This window comes from Peribacillus sp. NPDC097295 (assembly GCF_044761665.1).
In the GTDB taxonomy this organism is placed as follows: domain Bacteria; phylum Bacillota; class Bacilli; order Bacillales; family DSM-1321; genus Peribacillus.
Genome location: NZ_JBIWCW010000017.1, coordinates 1 through 21,157, shown reverse-complemented (window position 1 = coordinate 21,157; position 21,157 = coordinate 1). Strand labels below are relative to the sequence as shown.

Below are 21,157 nucleotides of genomic sequence, written 5' to 3'. Positions count from 1 at the left end.
ATGATCAATCAACTTTCATGGAAAGTTGGCGGACAACAAGGTGAAGGTATTGAAAGTACAGGAGAAATTTTCTGTATTGCCCTCAATCGCTTAGGTTATTACTTGTATGGCTACCGTCATTTCTCATCTCGAATTAAAGGTGGACACACGAATAATAAAATTCGTGTAAGTACTACCGAGACTCGTGCTATCTCAGATGATTTAGACATTTTAGTCGCTTTCGATCAAGAAACAATAGACGTCAATTATAAAGAACTACATGCTGGTGGCATCATTATCGCTGATGCAAAATTCAAACCTGTCTGCCCTGATGACACAAAGGCAGAGTTATATATAGTCCCATTCACAGAAATCGCTTCTGAGTTGGGTACTTCTTTAATGAAGAACATGGTTGCAATCGGAGCTACCTGTGCCGTCTTAGGTATGGAGATTTCCGTGTTCAACGATGTAGTTGATGAAATCTTCGGCCGTAAAGGGGAAGAAATCGTTAAAAAGAACATGGATGCGATTACTGCAGGTTATAAATCCATGGAAACATTGCTCGGTGAAAAAGTGGGAGCCATGGAACTTGAAAAAGCGGATGGCCAAAAACGTTTGTTCATGATTGGTAATGACGCAATCGCACTAGGTGCAGTTGCCGGTGGTTGCCGCTTTATGGCAGCTTACCCAATAACGCCTGCTTCCGAGATCATGGAGTATTTAATCAAGAAACTGCCAAAAGTAGGTGGTACCGTTATCCAGACCGAGGATGAAATCGCTGCAGCTACAATGGCGATAGGTGCAAATTACGGTGGTGTTCGTGCTATCACAGCTTCAGCAGGCCCAGGACTTTCCTTGAAAATGGAAGCAATCGGGTTAGCTGGTATCACGGAAACTCCGATTGTTATTGTAGATACACAACGTGGTGGTCCTTCTACGGGACTTCCAACGAAACAAGAGCAATCGGATTTAATGGCAATGATTTATGGTACTCATGGGGAAATTCCGAAAATCGTCATGGCCCCAAGTACAGTTGAGGAAGCATTTTATGATACGGCTGAAGCTTTCAATCTTGCAGAAGAATATCAGTGTCCGGTTATCATTTTATCCGATTTACAACTTTCACTCGGTAAACAGACTGTGCAACCGCTAGATTACAGTAAAGTGGAAATCAGACGTGGTAAACTTTTGGATCATGAAATTGAAGGGTCTCAAGAAAAAACATACTTCAAACGTTATGAAGTAACGGAAGATGGAGTCTCTCCGCGTGTCGTTCCAGGGATGAAGAACGGTATTCATCATGTTACCGGTGTAGAGCATGATGAGACAGGTAAGCCTTCTGAATCCGCTGCCAACCGTGTAGCGCAGATGGACAAACGTATGCGTAAGCTTGGCAATTTGACTCACACGTTCAATACACCTGTATACAAGAATGCACCTCACGAAGAGGCAGATTTATTGATTCTAGGATTCAACTCTACCCGTGGTACAATAGATGAAGCAATCGGCCGTTTGGAAATAGATGGAATAAAAGTGAATCATGCGCAAGTTCGTTTGATTCATCCATTCCCTGCCGATGAAGTTCTTTCTTTAGTGGAATCAGCTAAGAAAGTAGTAGTAATTGAAAATAATGCGACTGGACAATTGGCTAATATTATCAAGATGAATGTCGGACATGTAAACAAAATTAAAAGCATCCTAAAATATGATGGCAACCCATTCCTCCCGCATGAAATTCACACACAATGCAAGGAGATGTTCGAATATGGCAACGTTTAAAGAATTTCGAAATGATGTAAAACCTAATTGGTGTCCCGGTTGCGGAGATTTCTCCGTCCAGGCTGCCATGCAGCGTGCTGCAGCCAACGTAGGATTGGAGCCAGAAAACTTGGCTGTAGTTTCTGGAATCGGCTGTTCAGGCCGTATTTCCGGCTACATCAAATCATATGGCTTCCATGGCATACATGGTCGTTCGTTACCAATTGCCCAAGGTTTGAAAATGGCCAACCGCGAATTGACCGTTATAGCTTCCGGTGGTGACGGTGATGGTTTTGCAATCGGAATGGGACATACCATACACGCGATTCGTCGTAATATCGATATTACGTATATTGTCATGGATAACCAAATTTATGGTCTTACAAAAGGTCAAACTTCCCCTCGTTCAGCTGCTGGGTTTAAAACAAAATCCACCCCTGAAGGATCAATCGAGAGGGCGGTCTCTCCTATGGAATTAGCTTTATCGGCAGGTGCTACATTCGTGGCTCAAAGCTTTTCAACGGATTTAAAAGACTTAACTGCAATCATTGAAGCAGGAATCAATCATAAAGGGTTCTCCTTTATCAATGTTTTCTCTCCATGCGTAACATATAACAAGATTAATACGTATGATTGGTTCAAACAGAACCTAACAAAGTTAAATACGATTGAAGGATATGATTCCACAAATAAAGAACAGGCCATGCAAACGTTGATGAAGCATGACAGTCTTGTGACAGGAATCATTTATCAAGATTCTTCACGTCCGTCTTACCAGGAGTTAATACCTGGTTATGCAGAGGAATCGTTGAATAAGTCGGATTTAACTCTAGATCAAGCTCATTTCGATAAACTTGTTGAAGAATTTATGTAAGGATGAAAAGGTTCACCCCAAATTTGGGATGAACCTTTTTTGTGGTTAATAACCAAGCGTTCTAATGAGGAGACAGCACGCTAGAAGATGGTGCTATCTAAATAGTAGGGCTTAGAAGAAACCGTTATTGCATCCGCAGCGGTTTCCTCGGTTACAGCACCCGAAAGAGAAGAAATTACAACGATTTCTTCTACAACAACAGTTGTTATTATTGTTGTTATTATTGTTGTTATGATGATGGTGGTGATGGTGATGGTGATTGTTGTTGTCTTTGTGGCGGTCGTCGCGGTCATTGTCGCGTCTTTGACAACCCCTCACCGCACGACAGAAATCTCTTTCGATATTGTTATTATTGTTGTTATCATCATGATGACCGTTGTTACAATTTTTGTTATTTCCAGAACATGACATATAAGTCACTCCTTAAATTATTTTTGTTGTACGAGATATCTTATTCAAGAGCGGACAGGATGTTATAGGACCATGTCCCATTTAGTAAAAATGTACGATAGACCTAGACTTATAAAAGTAGATCGATAATTTCTTGAAATACGCGGTATGCATTTTCATATGTTATTACTATTTTGTGAAATTTTTCTAACAAATGCTCAAGGAGCGACAGAATGATTGTTTCTTCCAGATAAAAGCTTTATACTATGGTAATGTGGATATTTCACAATAAAAGGTAAATATTGAATCGTGATTTTATAAGGTAAACTGTGCTGAAATAGTTAGCATGTCAAATAAACTAACTATTTTGAAAGGAGATTGACATGAACGAGAAACAGCGATTAGAATCACAACAAGTACAGTCTGAAAATCCAATGGACAAAAAATCCGAAAAGGATTACAGTAAGTACTTTCAAGCAGTTTATATCCCCCCTTCCTTGAAAGATGCTAAAAAACGTGGAAAAGAAGATGTTGAATATCATGATGACTTTGCTATTCCTGTACAATTCCGCGGAATGGGTGAGGGTAAGAAATTTCTTATTCGTACATATGGTTGTCAAATGAATGAACACGATACAGAAGTCATGGCTGGTATCTTTACGGCACTCGGCTATCAACCGACCAATATGGTTGAAGAAGCGAATGTGATTTTACTGAACACTTGTGCAATACGGGAAAATGCGGAGAACAAGGTGTTCGGGGAATTGGGACATTTAAAATCACTTAAATTGGAAAAACCGGATTTGTTGCTGGGCGTTTGCGGCTGTATGTCCCAAGAAGAGTCCGTCGTTACACGTATTCTTGAGAAACATCATTTTGTCGATATGATCTTTGGCACGCACAACATTCACCGTCTACCGCAAATCCTTAATGAAGCCTATCTTTCAAAAGAGATGGTGATTGAAGTTTGGTCCAAGGAAGGAGACGTAATCGAGAACCTTCCTAAAGTACGTAAAGGGAAAACGAAAGCCTGGGTCAATATTATGTATGGGTGTGATAAATTCTGTACATACTGCATCGTGCCTTTCACGCGTGGTAAAGAAAGAAGCCGCCGCCCGGAAGACATCATTCAGGAGGTGCGTCATTTGGCAGCCCAGGGCTATAAGGAAGTCACCCTCCTCGGTCAAAATGTGAATGCATATGGAAAAGACTTCACGGACATGGAGTACCGTCTCGGGGATTTGATGGAAGAAATCCGTAAGATCGATATCCCACGAATCCGTTTCACTACGAGCCACCCGCGTGACTTTGATGATCATTTGATTGAAGTGCTTGCTAAAGGCGGTAACCTAGTGGATCATATCCATCTTCCTGTTCAATCCGGAAGTTCGGAAACGCTTAAGATCATGGCTCGTAAATATACACGCGAACAATATTTAGAACTTGTTAGAAAAATCAGGGAAGCGATTCCGAACGCGTCCTTAACTACGGATATCATTGTCGGTTATCCAAATGAAACGGAAGAACATTTTGAGGAAACGATGTCTCTATACCGAGAAGTTGGATTTGATGCGGCTTATACGTATATTTATTCTCCGCGGGAAGGAACGCCTGCGGCAAAAATGCAGGATAACGTCCCGATGGAAATTAAAAAAGAACGTCTGCAACGCCTGAATGCACTTGTTAATGAAACATGCGCTTTGAAAATGAAAGAGTACAATGGTCAGATTGTTGAAGTCCTTGTAGAAGGTGAAAGCAAGAAGAAACCAGATATATTAGCAGGTTATACTACGAAAAATAAGCTTGTGAACTTCAAGGGCCCAAAATCCGCGATTGGCCAAATCGTCAAGGTGCAAATCACCGATACGAAAACATGGTCATTGAATGGAGACATGGTCGAAGAAGCGACAGCGATTGAGGTGGATTAAATGACAAAGTATACGAAAGACGATATCTTAACAAAAGCGGCAGAGTTAGCTCAAATGATTGCCAGCACGGAAGAGGTTGATTTCTTCAAACGCGCAGAAGCTCATATTAATGAAAATCAAAAAATCCGTGAAATGATTGCCAGTATCAAAAGCTTGCAAAAACAAGCCGTGAATTTCCAACATTATGGAAAGGAAAAGGCGTACGGACAAGTTCAGGCTAAAATCGATGCCCTTGAAAAGCAATTAGATGAATTGCCAATCGTCCAAGAGTTCAAGCAATCTCAAGTAGATGTCAATGACCTATTGCAAATGGTCTCTTCTCAAGTATCCAATAAGGTGACGGATTTGATCATTGAATCAACTGCAGGTGATATCCTTCGCGGGGAGACTGGATCAAAGGTACAGGCTGGCGGCGGAGGCTGTTCATAAATCTCTTAAAACCCCTTCTGACTTCAGAAGGGGTTTTTTATGCCTGAAACCCTTATGCAGCGCCCATTCGTGACACATATCCCAAAACTGGCGCATAAAATAACCTAGATTTAAACATTACAGCAGTTTTCAGATATAAAAAATTCTACGCACACTAGACTTTTACCACGCATAGGATGAATGGAAACTGTATGAGGAGGGTTCGCTAGCATGTCACAATATAGAGAGATAATCACTAAAGCGGTGGTGGCCAAAGGACGCAAATTCACAAAGTCCTCACACACCATTGGCCCGGCTCATCATCCTTCTAGCATTCTAGGTTGTTGGATCATCAACCATAAATACGATGCCAAGAAAGTCGGCAAAAAGGTAGAAATTCACGGCAGCTACGAAATCAACGTTTGGTATTCATATAACCATAATTCCAAAACGGAAGTTGTCACAGAAAAAGTACAATATACCGACGTGATTTCATTAAAATACCGTGATCCAGATTGTCAAGATGACCATGAAATCGTAGCGCAAGCTGTCCAACAGCCGAATTGTTTAGAAGCTTTAATCTCCCCTTGTGGACAAAAGATCATTGTCCATGTGGAAAGAGAATTCTTTGTAGAGGTCGTTGGCGAGACGAAAATCTGTGTCGCTGTAAGTCCAGATGGCCGCTGTGAGGATGAATGGGGCTCAGATTTTGATGATGATGAGTTCGAAGATTTAGATCCGGATTTCCTAGATGAATTCGAAGATGAATAAAATATCATAAATATAGTCAATACCGGATGACATTCCCTTCATCCGGTTTTATTTTGGTTGAAGTCAAAAAGGGGTATTCAGTCGAATAATGTTAACCTAGCAGTGTTTATACCGTTAAACCTCTGAATTAAGCCAATTTCACTCATTGATGAGAAGCGTTACAAGTGAATTTTAGATGTATTCTTACTATAACGAATACAGGAAAGGTGCCATCCCATATGGTATAATAAATGACATATAATAATAACAGATAATAGTTTGGAAAGGTTTTGAAAGAATGGCTGGTTATACACCAATGATTCAACAATATTTAAAAATCAAGGCAGAGTATCAAGATGCCTTTTTATTTTTTCGTTTAGGAGATTTTTATGAAATGTTCTTCGAGGATGCTTTGAAGGCGTCGCAGGAACTGGAGATTACGTTAACTAGCCGGGAGGGTGGTACTGAAAACCGCATTCCCATGTGTGGCATACCCTATCACTCCGCCCCCAATTATATTGATATTTTGATAGAAAAAGGCTTTAAAGTGGCCATTTGCGAGCAGACGGAGGATCCTAAACAAGCAAAAGGGGTCGTGCGCCGGGAAGTTGTACAGCTGATTACACCGGGAACCAAAATGGATAGTAAAGGACTACGAGAAAAAGAAAACAATTACATTGCAACAATCACTTCTTTTACAAATGGACAATTCGGTTTTGCCTACAACGACTTATCGACTGGTGAAAGCAAGGTCACTTTGATTGAAAGTTTTGAAGAAGTATTGAACGAGTTTGCCATTCTTGGTGCAAGTGAAGTCGTCATTGCCACGGATTTTGCCGAAGAATGGAAAAAGCAACTGCAGGATCGCGGTGCGGCAGCCCTTTCCCTTGAGGATAACTCGGAACAAAGTGAGTCGTTCGTTTCCTTGCTCCGGTTGTTAAAAGAGGACAAGCAGGCTCAAACGACTGCCCGTTTATTAAATTATTTATATCGCACCCAAAAAAGAAGCCTTGATCATCTTCAACCCGTGTTTGCCTATGAAACGTCCCAATATATGAAAATCGATTATTATAGCAAACGTAATCTGGAATTGACGGAAACCATTCGTTCCAAAGGGAAAAAGGGTTCGTTATTATGGCTTTTGGATGAAACGAAGACAGCGATGGGGGGGCGGATGCTGAAGCAATGGATTGATCGCCCACTCATCAATCGAGTGCAAATCGAACGAAGACAAAATCTTGTGGAAACGTTGAAGGAGCAATACTTTGAACGTCAAGATCTGCGGGAGCGCTTGAAGGAGGTATATGACTTAGAGCGGCTTGCGGGCCGTGTCGCCTTTGGGAACGTCAATGCGCGTGATTTAATCCAATTGAAACGTTCACTTCAACAGGTGCCCATCATTCGTGAAATCGTACAATCCATGGCCTCCAACCTGGATATAGCAGCTCTTGCCGAAAAACTGGATCCCTGCGAAGAAGTGACCGATTTGCTTGAAGCGGCTCTTGTTGAGAACCCGCCGTTATCCGTTAAGGAAGGGAACATCATTCAAGATGGTTTCCACTCGGAACTGGATACATATCGAGACGCCAGCCGAAACGGGAAAACGTGGATTGCCCAGCTTGAACGGGAAGAACGGGAACGCACCGGGATTCGATCACTGAAAATCGGCTATAACCGAGTGTTTGGCTACTATATAGAAGTGACACGTGCCAACTTGCATTTACTTGAAGAGGGACGGTATGAACGGAAGCAAACTTTGACGAATGCTGAACGGTATATCACACCTGAACTGAAAGAAAAGGAAGCCCTGATTTTACAAGCCGAAGAGAAAAGCGTCGGTCTCGAATATGATCTTTTCCTCGGTTTACGTGAAGAGGTGAAAAGCTATATCCCACGTTTGCAAGAGCTGGCAAAAGGTGTCAGTGAGCTTGACGTGCTGCAATGCTTTGCAACCATCAGTGAAGAACGTCATTATGTGAAGCCGATCTTTTCAGAAAATCGTAAAATTGTTCTCAAAGAAGGGCGTCATCCAGTTGTCGAAAAGGTATTGGATTCTCAGGAGTATGTCCCTAATGACTGCTTGATGGATAGCGACCGGGAACTGCTTTTGATCACCGGACCGAATATGTCGGGTAAAAGCACATATATGCGCCAGATTGCGTTGACGTCCATTTTGGCCCAAATCGGTTGTTTCGTATCGGCTACAACTGCTGAACTGCCGATTTTTGATAAAGTGTTCACTCGTATTGGTGCAGCGGATGATCTCATTTCCGGACAGAGTACCTTCATGGTCGAAATGCTCGAAGCGAAGAATGCCATCATGAATGCAACGGAGAACAGCCTGATTCTATTCGATGAAATCGGACGTGGGACTTCTACTTACGATGGTATGGCACTAGCGCAGGCCATCATTGAATACATTCATGAAGAAATCGGCTCAAAGACACTCTTTTCGACACACTATCATGAATTGACGGTACTTTCAGAGGAACTTGCTAAACTGAAAAATATCCATGTGAGTGCGGTCGAACAGAATGGAAATGTCGTTTTTCTTCACAAGATAAAAGAAGGTCCAGCTGATAAAAGTTATGGTATTCATGTAGCGAAGCTTGCCGATCTTCCTAAGCGGTTAATTGACAGGGCATCTGCCATTTTATCTCAACTTGAAAATGAAAATGGACAAATGAATGAAATACCTTCGCGGCCACCCGTTGGTCGTGATGTGGATGTTCCTATTGTAACTAAGGAAAAGGTCGAAATGGCTGTCAATGAAGCGGCGCAGCTTTCCTTTTTCGGGGAAGAAGCTCCTAGAGAAAAAATAAATTCATCACCCAAGGAAAAAAAGGTGCTTGATGACATCAAGTCGCTTGATATCCTTGAAATGACACCTCTAGAAGCAATGAATATACTCTATAAATTGCAAAAGAAACTGAAATAAATAACTGAAGTGAGGCGATGAACGTGGGGAAAATCAAACAGCTCGATGAGGCTTTATCGAATAAAATAGCAGCTGGCGAGGTTGTTGAACGTCCTGCCTCAGTCGTGAAAGAACTTGTAGAAAATGCTATAGATGCCAACAGCACCATCATAGAAATAGAATTGGTGGAGGCTGGTCTCGGTTCGATAAGAATCATAGATAATGGAGATGGAATGACGGCAGATGATGTAGAAGCAGCCTTCAAACGTCATGCCACAAGTAAAATAAAAGATGAAAATGACTTGTTCCGGATTCGGACACTCGGGTTCCGTGGTGAAGCGATGCCAAGTATTGCATCAGTATCCCATTTTGAGATGAAAAGCAGTACGGGCGAGGGTCCGGGAACCCGGATCCTGCTTGAAGGCGGAGTCATCAGGGAACTAGAGGCGTCGTCGAGCCGTAAAGGAACGGACATCACGGTTTCCGAGTTATTCTACAATACACCGGCTCGGTTAAAATATTTAAAAACGATTCATACCGAGCTTGGAAACATTACGGATGTCACCAATAGATTAGCACTGTCACATCCGGACATTTCGATACGCCTAACACATAATGAGAAACGTATCTTGCATACTAATGGCAATGGAGATGTCCGTCAAGTATTGGCGGCCATTTACGGTATGAATATTGCCAAAAAGATGATTCCGATAGAGGCAAAATCACTGGACTTCACTATTACTGGATATATCGTGATGCCTGAGGTCACGCGAGCTTCACGAAATTATATTTCGACGATGATTAACGGTAGATTCATAAAAAACTATGTCCTTGTGAAGGCAATTTTGGAAGGATATCACACGCTGCTACCGATTGGTCGTTTCCCGATTGCCTTGTTGAATATTGAAATGGATCCAATATTGGTCGATGTCAATGTACACCCATCCAAATTAGAGGTCCGACTTAGTAAGGAACAAGAATTATACAGCTTAGTTTCGGAAACGATTAAATCAGCTTTCAAGAAACTTTCCTTGATACCAAGCGGCTTTACACCGTCGCCAAAGCAGGAAGAGCCTAGAAGCGAGCAGACAGAACTCAGTTTGGACCATGTCGTGGAAAGAGGAAGACGGGTCCTCGAAGAAGCAAAAAAAGAAACGTCATTGCTAAAGAATACCCTGATACGAGAAAAACAGCAGCACGAAAATCCTATAGAACCTGTCGAGGATAATCGGACTATCGATACCATGCGAGAGATAATCTATAGCAGTGAAGGAAGCGAGAAAATGGATGATGCTTCTATCCCTGTCTTCCCTCCAGAGGAAAAAATACCATACTTCGAATCAGCTGAAGGGTATACAACGTATACAGTCGAGGAGGATGAAGAAGTCGAGGCGGATGAAGCATCAAGCCGAATACCTCCCATGTATCCAATCGGGCAAATGCATGGGACGTATATTTTCGCTCAAAATGAAAAAGGTTTATATATCATCGATCAGCATGCTGCACAGGAACGGATTAAATATGAATACTTCAAAGAAAAGGTCGGCCGCGTCGAAAATGAGCTACAGGATATGCTCGTTCCGATTACGCTGGAATTTTCGACCGATCAATCCATCCGCATCACTGAATACAAGGATGAACTGGAAAAAGTAGGCGTCTTTCTAGAGGAATTCGGCTATAACGCCTTTATCGTCCGTTCCCATCCGCAATGGTTCCCTAAAGGAATTGAACAGGAAATCCTTGAAGACATGATTGAGCAATTACTATCGATGAAAAAGGTCGACATCAAAAAGCTGCGTGAAGAGGCGGCCATCATGATGAGCTGCAAAGCCTCCATCAAAGCAAACCGTCATCTCCGCAATGACGAGATACAAGCTCTGCTAGATGAACTAAGGCACACAACCGATCCATTCACATGCCCGCACGGAAGACCGATCATCATCTCCTATTCCATTTATGAAATGGAGAAGATGTTCAAACGGGTGATGTAATTTTAAACAATGGAGAACTCCTTTATATCGGGGTTCTCTTTTTTCAGATAACTTAATAGGCTATATTTATTAACAAACCCATAAGAAAACCCCCTCCTCAATTTGAGAAGGGGGTAGTCCTTATTAATCTTCAAACAACTCATCCATCAAGTCATCAATTTCTTTTTTTAACTGTTTCGTGCCTTCTTTGGAAACCGTAATTTTATCACCATCGATTATCAGCATATCCCCGACTTTGGCCCCTTTAGGAAGGGAACTTTTCGGGAAATCCTTCATATCCCCGCCATCGATTTCCACGACGGCGATTTTTCCTTCGAAGCGATCAATAATACCTTGAACCATTATTTCACCGTCTTTACAGTAAGTTTCGTACCGGTAGAAGTAAAAATGATGTTTCCAGATTTATCTGTACGATAGGTCTTGGCTTTAACGGAGTTCAAACGTTTTATCACGGTAGAAGTAGGATGCCCATATCCATTTTTCCCTACACTGATTATAGCGTATTTTGGTTTGGTTTTCTTTACAAAGGCTGAACTAGTGGAGGTTTTTGCCCCGTGGTGCCCAACTTTAAGGACATCGACACTTGGTACCAGCTTTTTGGCAAGCATGTCTTTTTCGGATTTCTCTTCGGCATCGCCAGTGAACAAGAATGATTTCTTATTGTGTTTAAGCAATAGGACGGCACTCCAGTTGTTTAAGTCTGATTTCGAATAGGTTTTGACTGGGGCAATGAATTTTAACGTTGTATTCTTGGCTTTCGTTGCAATTTCTACGCCAGTCTGGGCTTTTTTTATGGTGAGTTTTTTCTTTTTAACCGCTGTCAAGAAGCTTTTGTAAGCTTGAGTGGTGTGAGAAATCTTTGGAGCATACACTGCATTTACTTTTAGATTTGTCATGACATACGCTAACCCGCCTACATGATCAGCATCCGGATGTGTTAAGACTACTGCGTGTAAGGTTTTTACTTGTTGTTTCTTTAAATAAGCAACTACCTCATCGCCTTTTCCTTTTCCGCCACCATCGATTAAAATGTTTTCATTTCCGGTTTGAATCAGGACGGAATCGCCTTGGCCTACATTGATAAAGTGTACTTTTACGTTGGAAGCTGCTTCCGTTGATTGAATTCCTGTAAATAAAGTCAAGAAAAGAACAACTGCTAAGAAAATTTTAATTTTTTTCATTATTATATCACCCTAATGTATATTAACATGGTTCAGAAGAAAAAAGAGGGATAAAAAATATTTTAATATAATAATAGTTTTTAGCGGATTTTATCATTAAAAGTGAATAGGGATTCGTGATGACCAAGATATTTTCTATTTATACAGAAAAATATATAAAGTGAGGGGTAAAATCGAGTCAAAATCATTCCTGATTAAGATAAAAAAGAATGTAATCGTATCTGAAAGGATAATAAAAGAAGAACCCTGTTGTGCTAGTGGTTCTTCTTTTATGTTTTATTGAAATATCAATTATGGTCCTACTAATAAAAATAATAGGGTATGTTGACTGGGCTTTGGTAGTAATATGGATGGTTTGGGTTTACGTATGCTTGATTTATATAATGTTGTTGGTGAGTGGCACGGTTTTCCACGGATCTGTCATAAGAGGAGGGCGGACCAATGAATGTTGAGGGTTTAACTGGTGCAGTGGTACTTTTCCAATGGTCTTCATCCATACCATACGTGTGTGTCATAATGTCGGCAGGCGTTAATTTCAAGATATCTGAACCCAGAATGACTTCAGGTGTGGGTGCATTGAAAATAGCAAGTAAATGTGTATTGTCCTCAGTAGCTACTTCATAATGCCACCACCCTTGAGGGACATTCGCTACTTGGCCTGGAGTGATTGGGTAATTTTGAATGAGCTTAGTAAATGGATTCAGTAGGGAGACTGTAGCTGCACCTGAAATGCAATACACTAGCTCAGCGGCATTTTGGTGGTAATGTGGTTCGATAATATTATTGGCACTTAAAAAAATGTCGAGTAAAGAAGTGTTATCGAGTGTATTCAACTGTGAAATGCCCAGTACATTTATATAATTCAGGTTATCCTTTTTTACGAGAGTGCTTTTATTTATATCGAAGGTAAAATGGGTCGCAGGTGATGTATAATCCATAAGTGCTTCCTTCCTTTATAATGTTATTTGTATGTGCAGGATATGTGGTTTTTCATCAGATGTTCCATTACCTGGGGTAAAGAGTGTTTCTAGCATTCCTGTCCTCCTAAATCAGTATTCTTGTAAAATATAATTTAACTGAATTTTCCCTATTATCTTATTTAAGAATAAGCAGAATTTTCCCATTGCATGATTGGAAATTACAGTGATATAATGATTCCTGTGATTTTAAAGTTAAATAGATATAGGAAGTGTCTAAATTGTCTAACAATTCAAAAGAGAGCAAATTCGTCCCGTACGTATCTGCTTCAAAATCTTTACCCGAATTAACTGTAACTGCAATTATTCTTGGTATTATTCTTGCAATTGTATTTGGAGCAGCTAATGCATATTTAGGTCTCCTTATCGGATTGACTGTTTCCGCTTCAATACCTGCAGCAGTCATTTCTATGGCAATCTTGAGAGGGGTTTTCCGTCGAGATTCGATCTTAGAAAACAATATTGTGCAAACGATGACAACAGCAGGTGAGGCCATTGGTGCCGGAGCTGTTTTTACTATTCCAGCATTATTTATGTGGGGGATGGATGTTAGTCAAGCGTTGATCCTTTTCATCGTTTTAACTGGTGGATTCCTTGGGGTCTTCATGATGGTACCCCTTCGTCAGCTTTTAATTGTAAAGGAGCACGAAACATTACCTTACCCTGAAGGTACGGCATGCGCTGAAGTACTGAAATCAGGTGAACAAGGTGGATCAAGTGCTAAATTAATCGGAGTCGGTTTAGTGATCGGTGGTGCGGTTAAGGCTCTTGGAGATGGATTTAAGCTATTCAAAACGGAAGTTGAAACGGGCATAACTGGTTTCAAAAATGCAGTGGTGGGCCTTGATGCATTTCCTTCCCTATTGGGTGTCGGTTATATCATCGGACCCCGTGTTGCCGGACAAATGATTGGGGGCGGTTTATTAGCCTGGATCGTCCTTATACCAGCAATCAGTTTCTTTGGTAGCGGTAGCACTACCCCTATATTCCCATCTGAAGTACCTATCAGTGAATTGGATGCTTGGGGAATATGGGATAACTATATCCGTTATATTGGAGCGGGAGCAGTTGCGACTGGTGGTTTGATTACATTGATTAAAACACTGCCGACTCTATTCAGTTCAGCTTTTGCAACGCTTAAAGGCGTACAAGCGAACAAAGGTCACCTTAAGGCAGGTACCATTCGTACTGAAAAAGATATCCCCGCTAAATTCGTTTGGTTGGGAATGATCGTAGTTCTGTTGATTATTGCCTTTGCACCAGTAACGGAAGTAGGAATCATCGGTGCTGTTGCAATCGGCATTTTCGGTTTCTTATTTGTAACGGTTGCGTCAAGAATTGTTGGGATTGTCGGAAGTTCTTCCTCACCAACATCAGGCATGACCATTGCCACTTTACTTATTGTGGCTCTTATTTATAAGGCAACAGGCTTCACTGGCATGGATGGCATGATTGCTGTAGTGACGGTGGCCGCGATCGTATGTACAGCACTTGCGGTGTCAGGAGACGTTTCACAGGATCTGAAGACAGGTTACATTGTCGGTGGTACGCCATGGAAACAGCAGGTTGCGATGATGATTGGTGTGGTTGCCTCTGCAGCTGTCATCGGTTTCACCCTGATTTTAATGGATAATGCCTATACTATGGGTTCTGCAGAACTTCCAGCACCTAAAGCGGCCTTGATGAAAATACTTGCTGAAGGTGTTCTTGGAGGAGACTTACCTTGGACTCTTATCTTCATCGGAACGGCCATTGCCATCACGTTAGAATTCTTTGGATTAAATTCACTTAGTGTGGCCGTGGGTATCTACCTGCCAGTTCATACGAGTGCGCCAATCATGATCGGTGGTTTTGTACGTTACTTCGTAGAACGCTTTGCAAAATCTAAAGAAGCACGTAAAACAAGGGTGGATAGAGGTACCTTGTTCGCTTCCGGTTTAATCGCTGGTGAATCATTGATAGGAGTGCTGATTGCTATCTTGATCGCAGTGGGCGTTCATGTTCCTGAAGTAGCGGTGATAGCTAGTAATTTGATACCATTCTTATTATTCCTTGCTTTAGCTGGCGTGCTTTGGTATGTTTCTAGCAAAAGGAATAAAGAAGATGTTTCGTAAACAAAAAATGAAGAGGAACCTGTTAACTATGGTTCCTCTCTTAGAAAGTCGTGTCACCCTTGAATATGATACTTCATCGGACAGCGGTCTCTTAATAATCCAGAGAACTAATTTTGTCGAGAGACTGACGATTCGTTTTTTGAAGCAACGAGCATTCCGTAAAATCAAACTTGACAAGTTCGGTCGATTTGCCGTTGAACAAATGGACCATCACAAGACAGTCCATGAGATTTCTGAAGCAATGATTGAGCATTTTGGGGAAGAAGCCGAACCAGCCTTACCCCGCCTTGTGAAGTTTTTGGAAATCCTTGAGGTTCATGAATGGATCGTCTGGGAAGATGGAAAATAAAAAACAAGCTGAAGCACATATTAAATGCTTCGGCTTGTTTTTTTGCTTTTTTCTCTTTGCAATGATATCAGCTATATCAAGAGTTAAAAGTATAGGCGATTTGAAAAGAAAAACAACCTACTTTATTATGGAAGAGAGTAAAGAAGGTTGTTTTCTATGGTATAAGGAAAGATGGGGAAGAAGAGTACATTCTTTGATGCTGGAATTTAAGAAATGCTAAGCTTAAAAGGGTATGCCAAACCTTATTCAAGATGTCCTTTTAACGGTTGGAATTGAATAAATATTTGTAAGCAGGTGCATGAAAATGAAAGAGAATGACTATGATGAATTACTTAATATCAAGACCAGTGGAAATCAGATGGGGTTCAATGACACTTTACATTATCACCGCTATGAACCAACTCCATATAGCGCACTAGAACAACTATTCAAATCCTATGAATTGAAAAGCAGTGACCGTATTGTGGACTTCGGTTGTGGAAAAGGGAGATTGAATTTCTTTATCTCCCACTTGTTTCATGCATCTGTTGTTGGTGTAGAGATGAATGAAGATTTCTATCTAGAGGCGATTGAAAACCGTAATAATTATATGAAGGAAGTAAAAACGTGTGAAAACAGCATCGAATTTCATTGCTGTCTGGCAGAAGATTATAAAATTGATTACCGGGACAATCGCTTTTATTTCTTTAATCCATTTTCGGTACAAATCTTCATGAAAATTATCAATCATATCTTGCTTTCCATCGAAAAACATCCACGGCAAATCGAGTTGATACTCTTTTACGGTTCAGAGGATTATATCTTTTTCCTGGAGGATCAAACGGCGTTCGAACTGAAGGAAGAAATACTGCTTCCTCATGTATCTAATCGCGATTCCTATGAGAGGTTTGTAATCTATCAATTGAAATATTGAATCAAAACTAGTGCTCGACTTACTAAAAGGGGAAAGGGTGAATTCAAGTGATTCTTTGCACATGGGGAGAATTTTAAATGGGATTGTGAGGTTGTACATAGGACTGAACTATTACTATAAAACAGGTAAACTAGAATATCCAGTTCCCCCTTCTTAAGCGGGGAACTGGATATTTTGCTGCATATACAGATTTCGTACAAAAGTAAGTTCAGTGGTGAACTTAATAAACCAAGTTGTAAAGGGCTTTAATATGAGTCAAATAACGGATGTTACTTGCTTCTTTCATTAATGTTGCTGGTAAGCCTTTAAGTGAAGTGTTGTTAGCTCCAACTGTAGCTACACCATCTTTACGACCCAAGCTAGCAAGTGTTCCTGAGTTGATAGGTGAGAATTCTTCTAGTTTTTTGCCTTCGAATGCTGCGTAAAGGTTGTAACCGACTAGTTCTCCCATTTGCCAAGCGTTTTGTGCAGTTGGTGCGTATGGACGGCCACCTTCTGGAGGGAATGCGACAGCACTATCACCGACAACGAATACGTCATTATGAGACTTAGATTGAAGATATTCATTGACTGTTGCTTTACCACGATCTACTTCAAGACCTGATTCACCAACGATAGGAAGAGCAGCAACGCCACCTGTCCAAACAAGTGTATTAGCCGTGATAGTTTGTCCATTTTTCAATTCAATGACATTTCCTTTAACACCTGTTACAGGAAGGCTAGTCAAGAATTCAACACCACGCGCTTGTAGGCTTGTCATGGCACGGTCAATTAAGTGATCAGGTAAGACTGGAAGGATTTTTGGACCTGCTTCAATAAGCTTGATTTTCAAGTCTTTATAATCCACGCCAAATTGCTTAGCGATCTTAGGGAAGTGGTCTACTATTTCTCCGATTAATTCAACGCCAGTTAAACCACCGCCGCCGATTACGATTGTAGCATCCGCTTCATTTTTAGTAACGGAATATTCGCGAATGCGATCTTCGATATGTTTGTATATTTTGTTTGCATCGTTTACAGATTTTAATACCATGCTGTTTTCTTCAAGTCCTGGAATGCCGAAGAATCCTGTTTGGCTTCCTAAAGCAACAACTAAAGCATCATAAGTAAGGGTAGAGCCATTTGCAAGTTTCACTTGTTTTTTATCTACTGAGAAGGATTCAGCTTTTGAAATGACAAGATCGATGTCTTTTCCTTTGAAAAGTTTTTCTAATGGAATAGAAACAGCTTGTTCAGAAGCGGATCCTCCTGCAAGACGATGAAGTTCCGTGATGATTTGGTGTGTTGGGTATTGGTTAACCACTGTGACTTGTGCTTCATCTTTATTTAGATATTTTCGAACAGTCAATGCAGATAATAATCCGCCGTATCCTGCACCTAAGATGACGATTTGTTTTGACATTTGTTAATCCCCCGTCCTAACTGGTTGAATGATAAATTAGAATTATTTTTGGTTTTTACGTTCTGCAGAAATCTCAAGGAAAGCACTTGCGAAACGGAATAGCTTTTGTGCTTGTGGATCTTTCATCATACGTAATAAGCCGAAAAGACCAATGACTTCCGTGCTTTCTTCAGCGCGATCTTTTGCTTCGATTGCATTGGCAGCAAGACCCTTTACAGAAGAAACTACAGGCGTTGCCATTTCTGAAATAGCACTGACAGTATCGTTTTTCAATACTTCATCAGTAGCTACAGATTGAGCAAAATCATATGACTTCGTCATAATATTAACTAATTCAGTTAATTTTGGTAGTTGTTCTACTAAATTATTCAATGATTGCTGTACTTCAGGGTTTAAAAGTTGATCTAGGATATCTCTTTGTTCTTGGCTTGCAGAGATGTTAAGTGTTTCATTTTCAGGTTTTGATTTTGAGATTACATCTGCCATATCTATTTCCCCTTTGCGTTGAACTTAATTTGCTAATTAGGATGCAAAGTCACATTAATTGTGAGGTCAAAAAACTATAACATTTAAACTATCTTAAAAGTTATCGCTTCCGTGAGGTCCATCCTGAATTTGTACCCTATGATAAAACCTTTTTACTTACTGAACTCACGTGTCTTTATCCTAACACTCCTAATCATACGTCTACCGACTGGTAATTTCAATTTATTTTTACGATATAAATATAATTTTAAAGTTGATTATTTACGATGGTATGAGGGTATATAGATTTCTCTTGGTGTCTTCGGAAAATTTTATGTTTTATCAAAAATAAAATCTTTTTTTAAAGAAAAGGAACGGGAATTTTTTTGTTAAATTCCTTTTACTTTTTTAGATTCTTTTTATTTTTAAGAATAAACACTGCAAAATGAGGGTATAAGTAATTACCTGTATTGGAGATGATGCCTTTGGTAAAACGTCGATTGTTAAAAATTCATGGAGAGATTATCGAAATATCCTCCAGATACTCTGAAAAATATGACAAATGGAATAGTACGGCAAAAATTCCTAATAGTTCTCTTATCGCATATTGTCGAGATAAGAATAGAGTACGTGCAGAAACTGTGTCCATGAGCAGATTATTAATTACTTACGATGATTATAAGATTATATAAACAATATGATCATGATTTATAAAGTGGTAAAGGCACTCAATCACCTAGGTTGAGTGCCTTGGCTTGCCCTCGATAATAAATCTTTTCATTCTCGAAAATCCATATGAAGAAAAGCTATCTGATAGGGTACATTTTAATAGATCAGGTAGCTTTTTTATATAAAAATTCACCATCTTTGTTTAAAAGTAGATGGATTAGTGTAAAAAATAACAAGAAGATACCAGACTGAACAATCATAACGTTTACCATGTACTCATATGAGAGAAAAGGGGTTGATGGAATTTGGAATATTCTAAGAATAAGGTAGCAGAAGTAATCATTGAACAACTACATCTTATGGACGTGAAAAGAATTTATGGAGTGGTAGGAGATACGATAATCGGACTGATTGATGCACTGGCGAATCAAGATGATATTCAATTTATTGCAGTTAAGCATGAATCGGTAGCTGCTTTAATGGCTTCGGCGGAGGCTAAGTTAACAGGGAAATTGGGTGTATGTACCGCGACCATGGGTCCTGGGGTCACAAACTTACTTAATGGACTCGGTGATGCCTATTCCGATAAAGCCCCAGTGCTGGCCATCACGGGACAGGCTCCAAGTGTTAAAATCGGTACGGATTATCAGCAATATGTCAATCAGCAGGAGCTAGTGAAGCCTTTTGCTTCTTACAGTGCCAATTTAACTAGTCCTGATGCGATTATCGATGTTATGCAAAAAGCGGCCCAAAAGTCGCTTGGACAGAGGGCTGTTACTCACCTTTCCATACCTAAGGATTTTTTCGATAAAAAAACGACAGTACGACCAAGGCGTTTACCCACTCTTGTCAAAAGTGCCTCCTTTATAAAAGAAGAAAGTATAAATCGTATTCTTGATGTAATGAAAACAGCAAGAAAACCCATGATCCTCGCTGGAGCGGGTGCTAGAGGTGCTTCAGAAGCCATCGAAATGCTTGCAGATACATGGGGAGCAGGCATTCTAACCAGTCTAGGGGGGAAGGGTGCGTTCGAGGCTAGCTCTCCGAACCTATTACAAGGAATTGGTGAAGGAGGCAATCCATATGCTAAGAGTGTCTTCATGGAGGCGGACGTCGTATTGCTTGCCGGTGTCACTTGGTGGCCTGAAGGATATGTGCCAGAAGATGCTAGAATCATTCAGATTGATAGCAATTTCGATAAAATTGAAAAAAACATACCAGTCGAAATCGGGATTACAGGTAAGACGGAAGAAGTTATACCTAAGTTGATGCAAGGGTTAGAAAGTTATGATAGAAATGCCGAGTGGATGGACAGTTGCCAGGAAGTGAAAGATAAATGGTCTGCTCAATTGGAGGAGGAAGGCAATAGTACGGGTTCACCAGTACATCCTGCAAGGATCGTTCGGGCGATTGAACGAACAATCGATCCAAACGCGATTCTGGCAATCGATACAGGGGATGTAACGGTATGGATGAATAGAATCATGCGCCAACAAAAACAAAGGGTACTATTTTCAGGATATTGGAGAACGATGGGATTTGGTCTTCCAGCGGCAATGGCAGCGAAATTAATTGAACCGAACCTGCAGGTAGTGGCGGTTGTCGGGGACGGTGGCCTCCAGATGACACTTGCAGATTTACTGACAGCCCGACGTTATGGCATTAAGATTACCGTCATTGTGTTGAATAATGAATCTTTACAAATGGAGCGGGATAAAATCAATGCAGAAGGTGGGGATGAAGTGGGCGTCGGTCTCACAAATCCGAACTTCGTAAAAATAGCAGAAGCTTGTGGTTGGAAGGGATTACACGTAGAATCGGAAAGCTCCCTGGAAGCTTCCATAGAGGAAGCTTTACACTCGGAGTTACCCGCTTTAGTGGATATATGTACGGCGCAAATCTTTTTCCCGGAAACAGAGTAAACAATCCATTAATGTATGCGATTTAGGTAAGGGTGAAAATGAAAAAAGTAAAAGAGGCACTTAATCAGTAATTGGGGTAGTGACCCCTAAAAGTTAGAGTTTTCTTTATGCAGCTATTTGGCTGGCATGAGTTCGGTAGTTTACTGGACTCATGCTAGCCAGTTTTTGTT

At 40.7% G+C, this 21,157-nt stretch carries 18 protein-coding genes; 12 read left to right on the top strand and 6 right to left on the bottom strand.

Annotation, left to right across the window (positions count from 1 at the left end; all coding sequences use genetic code 11):
• Entirely contained in the window at nt 1-1,758 is a 1,758-nt protein-coding gene (locus ACIQXN_RS18430) for a 2-oxoacid:acceptor oxidoreductase subunit alpha (protein ID WP_402969929.1), read from the top strand.
• Complete coding sequence (locus ACIQXN_RS18425) at nt 1,745-2,611, top strand: 2-oxoacid:ferredoxin oxidoreductase subunit beta (RefSeq protein WP_402969926.1); 867 nt, start codon at nt 1,745-1,747, stop codon at nt 2,609-2,611. Before ACIQXN_RS18430 ends, ACIQXN_RS18425 begins: the two co-directional genes overlap by 14 nt.
• An 80-nt stretch (nt 2,612-2,691) precedes the next feature.
• Here ACIQXN_RS18425 and ACIQXN_RS18420 read toward each other — a convergent pair whose 3' ends face one another.
• On the bottom strand, nt 2,692-2,904 hold the full coding sequence (locus ACIQXN_RS18420) for a hypothetical protein (protein WP_402969924.1): 213 nt from the start codon (nt 2,902-2,904) through the stop codon (nt 2,692-2,694).
• Between the two features lie 480 nt (nt 2,905-3,384).
• Here ACIQXN_RS18420 and miaB point away from each other — a divergent pair, with 480 nt between their 5' ends.
• The 5 genes from miaB to mutL all read left to right on the top strand — a co-directional run bounded on the left by miaB (nt 3,385) and on the right by mutL (nt 10,995).
• Nucleotides 3,385-4,929 carry a tRNA (N6-isopentenyl adenosine(37)-C2)-methylthiotransferase MiaB gene (gene miaB, locus ACIQXN_RS18415; RefSeq protein ID WP_402969919.1) on the top strand — a complete coding sequence of 515 codons (1,545 nt, stop codon included), beginning with the start codon at nt 3,385-3,387 and terminating at the stop codon, nt 4,927-4,929.
• Nucleotides 4,930-5,358: a YlbF/YmcA family competence regulator gene (locus ACIQXN_RS18410; protein WP_402969914.1), complete on the top strand. Its 429-nt coding sequence runs from the start codon at nt 4,930-4,932 to the stop codon at nt 5,356-5,358.
• 210 nt (nt 5,359-5,568) lie between these two features.
• Nucleotides 5,569-6,108 (top strand): outer spore coat protein CotE, encoded by a 540-nt coding sequence (locus ACIQXN_RS18405; protein ID WP_402969911.1) that lies wholly within the window; start codon nt 5,569-5,571, stop codon nt 6,106-6,108.
• 277 nt (nt 6,109-6,385) lie between these two features.
• Nucleotides 6,386-9,025: a DNA mismatch repair protein MutS gene (mutS, locus tag ACIQXN_RS18400; RefSeq protein ID WP_402969909.1), complete on the top strand. Its 2,640-nt coding sequence runs from the start codon at nt 6,386-6,388 to the stop codon at nt 9,023-9,025.
• A 23-nt stretch (nt 9,026-9,048) separates the two neighbouring features.
• Nucleotides 9,049-10,995 carry a DNA mismatch repair endonuclease MutL gene (gene mutL / locus ACIQXN_RS18395; protein WP_402969906.1) on the top strand — a complete coding sequence of 649 codons (1,947 nt, stop codon included), beginning with the start codon at nt 9,049-9,051 and terminating at the stop codon, nt 10,993-10,995.
• 123 nt (nt 10,996-11,118) lie between these two features.
• Here mutL and ACIQXN_RS18390 read toward each other — a convergent pair whose 3' ends face one another.
• From ACIQXN_RS18390 to ACIQXN_RS18380, 3 genes are all read right to left on the bottom strand, one after another.
• Nucleotides 11,119-11,337, bottom strand: a complete 219-nt coding sequence (locus ACIQXN_RS18390) for a DUF3006 domain-containing protein (protein ID WP_402969903.1) — start codon at nt 11,335-11,337, stop codon at nt 11,119-11,121.
• A complete protein-coding gene (locus ACIQXN_RS18385) occupies nt 11,337-12,176 on the bottom strand; it encodes a ComEC/Rec2 family competence protein (RefSeq protein ID WP_402969900.1) in 840 nt (279 codons plus the stop codon). Before ACIQXN_RS18385 ends, ACIQXN_RS18390 begins: the two co-directional genes overlap by 1 nt.
• A 302-nt stretch (nt 12,177-12,478) precedes the next feature.
• Nucleotides 12,479-13,114 carry a cupin domain-containing protein gene (locus ACIQXN_RS18380; protein WP_402969897.1) on the bottom strand — a complete coding sequence of 212 codons (636 nt, stop codon included), beginning with the start codon at nt 13,112-13,114 and terminating at the stop codon, nt 12,479-12,481.
• Nucleotides 13,115-13,374: 260 nt separating this feature from the next.
• Here ACIQXN_RS18380 and ACIQXN_RS18375 point away from each other — a divergent pair, with 260 nt between their 5' ends.
• The 4 genes from ACIQXN_RS18375 (at nt 13,375) to ACIQXN_RS18360 (ending at nt 16,529) form a co-directional block, all read left to right on the top strand.
• On the top strand, nt 13,375-15,267 hold the full coding sequence (locus ACIQXN_RS18375; protein ID WP_402969894.1) for an OPT family oligopeptide transporter: 1,893 nt from the start codon (nt 13,375-13,377) through the stop codon (nt 15,265-15,267).
• Entirely contained in the window at nt 15,257-15,616 is a 360-nt protein-coding gene (locus ACIQXN_RS18370; RefSeq protein ID WP_402969891.1) for a PqqD family protein, read from the top strand. Before ACIQXN_RS18375 ends, ACIQXN_RS18370 begins: the two co-directional genes overlap by 11 nt.
• A complete protein-coding gene (locus ACIQXN_RS18365) occupies nt 15,606-15,836 on the top strand; it encodes a hypothetical protein (RefSeq protein WP_402970050.1) in 231 nt (76 codons plus the stop codon). The genes ACIQXN_RS18370 and ACIQXN_RS18365 overlap by 11 nt, the downstream gene beginning before the upstream one ends.
• Before the next feature lie 84 nt (nt 15,837-15,920).
• The gene (locus ACIQXN_RS18360; protein WP_402969888.1) at nt 15,921-16,529 is read left to right on the top strand and encodes a methyltransferase; all 609 of its coding nucleotides are present in this window, start codon (nt 15,921-15,923) and stop codon (nt 16,527-16,529) included.
• 220 nt (nt 16,530-16,749) lie between these two features.
• Here the strand turns inward: ACIQXN_RS18360 and ACIQXN_RS18355 are convergent, their stop codons facing one another.
• Together ACIQXN_RS18355 and ACIQXN_RS18350 are read right to left on the bottom strand one after the other, a co-directional pair.
• The gene (locus ACIQXN_RS18355) at nt 16,750-17,931 is read right to left on the bottom strand and encodes an NAD(P)/FAD-dependent oxidoreductase (RefSeq protein ID WP_402969885.1); all 1,182 of its coding nucleotides are present in this window, start codon (nt 17,929-17,931) and stop codon (nt 16,750-16,752) included.
• A 42-nt stretch (nt 17,932-17,973) separates the two neighbouring features.
• The gene (locus tag ACIQXN_RS18350) at nt 17,974-18,417 is read right to left on the bottom strand and encodes a DUF1641 domain-containing protein (protein WP_402969882.1); all 444 of its coding nucleotides are present in this window, start codon (nt 18,415-18,417) and stop codon (nt 17,974-17,976) included.
• Nucleotides 18,418-19,370: 953 nt separating this feature from the next.
• Here ACIQXN_RS18350 and ACIQXN_RS18345 point away from each other — a divergent pair.
• A complete protein-coding gene (locus ACIQXN_RS18345; RefSeq protein ID WP_402969877.1) occupies nt 19,371-20,987 on the top strand; it encodes a thiamine pyrophosphate-binding protein in 1,617 nt (538 codons plus the stop codon).
• Nucleotides 20,988-21,157: the final 170 nt, after the last annotated feature.

Bases quoted from the DNA above. Each gene is read 5' to 3' on its own strand.
- ACIQXN_RS18430 (WP_402969929.1), top strand. From the start codon at position 1: ATGATCAATCAACTTTCATGGAAAGTTGGCGGACAACAAGGTGAAGGT.
- ACIQXN_RS18425 (WP_402969926.1), top strand. From the start codon at position 1,745: ATGGCAACGTTTAAAGAATTTCGAAATGATGTAAAACCTAATTGGTGT.
- ACIQXN_RS18420 (WP_402969924.1), bottom strand. From the start codon at position 2,904: ATGACCGCGACGACCGCCACAAAGACAACAACAATCACCATCACCATC.
- miaB (WP_402969919.1), top strand. From the start codon at position 3,385: ATGAACGAGAAACAGCGATTAGAATCACAACAAGTACAGTCTGAAAAT.
- ACIQXN_RS18410 (WP_402969914.1), top strand. From the start codon at position 4,930: ATGACAAAGTATACGAAAGACGATATCTTAACAAAAGCGGCAGAGTTA.
- ACIQXN_RS18405 (WP_402969911.1), top strand. From the start codon at position 5,569: ATGTCACAATATAGAGAGATAATCACTAAAGCGGTGGTGGCCAAAGGA.
- mutS (WP_402969909.1), top strand. From the start codon at position 6,386: ATGGCTGGTTATACACCAATGATTCAACAATATTTAAAAATCAAGGCA.
- ACIQXN_RS18390 (WP_402969903.1), bottom strand. From the start codon at position 11,337: ATGGTTCAAGGTATTATTGATCGCTTCGAAGGAAAAATCGCCGTCGTG.
- ACIQXN_RS18385 (WP_402969900.1), bottom strand. From the start codon at position 12,176: ATGAAAAAAATTAAAATTTTCTTAGCAGTTGTTCTTTTCTTGACTTTA.
- ACIQXN_RS18380 (WP_402969897.1), bottom strand. From the start codon at position 13,114: ATGGATTATACATCACCTGCGACCCATTTTACCTTCGATATAAATAAA.
- ACIQXN_RS18370 (WP_402969891.1), top strand. From the start codon at position 15,257: ATGTTTCGTAAACAAAAAATGAAGAGGAACCTGTTAACTATGGTTCCT.
- ACIQXN_RS18365 (WP_402970050.1), top strand. From the start codon at position 15,606: ATGGAAAATAAAAAACAAGCTGAAGCACATATTAAATGCTTCGGCTTG.
- ACIQXN_RS18360 (WP_402969888.1), top strand. From the start codon at position 15,921: ATGAAAGAGAATGACTATGATGAATTACTTAATATCAAGACCAGTGGA.
- ACIQXN_RS18355 (WP_402969885.1), bottom strand. From the start codon at position 17,931: ATGTCAAAACAAATCGTCATCTTAGGTGCAGGATACGGCGGATTATTA.
- ACIQXN_RS18350 (WP_402969882.1), bottom strand. From the start codon at position 18,417: ATGGCAGATGTAATCTCAAAATCAAAACCTGAAAATGAAACACTTAAC.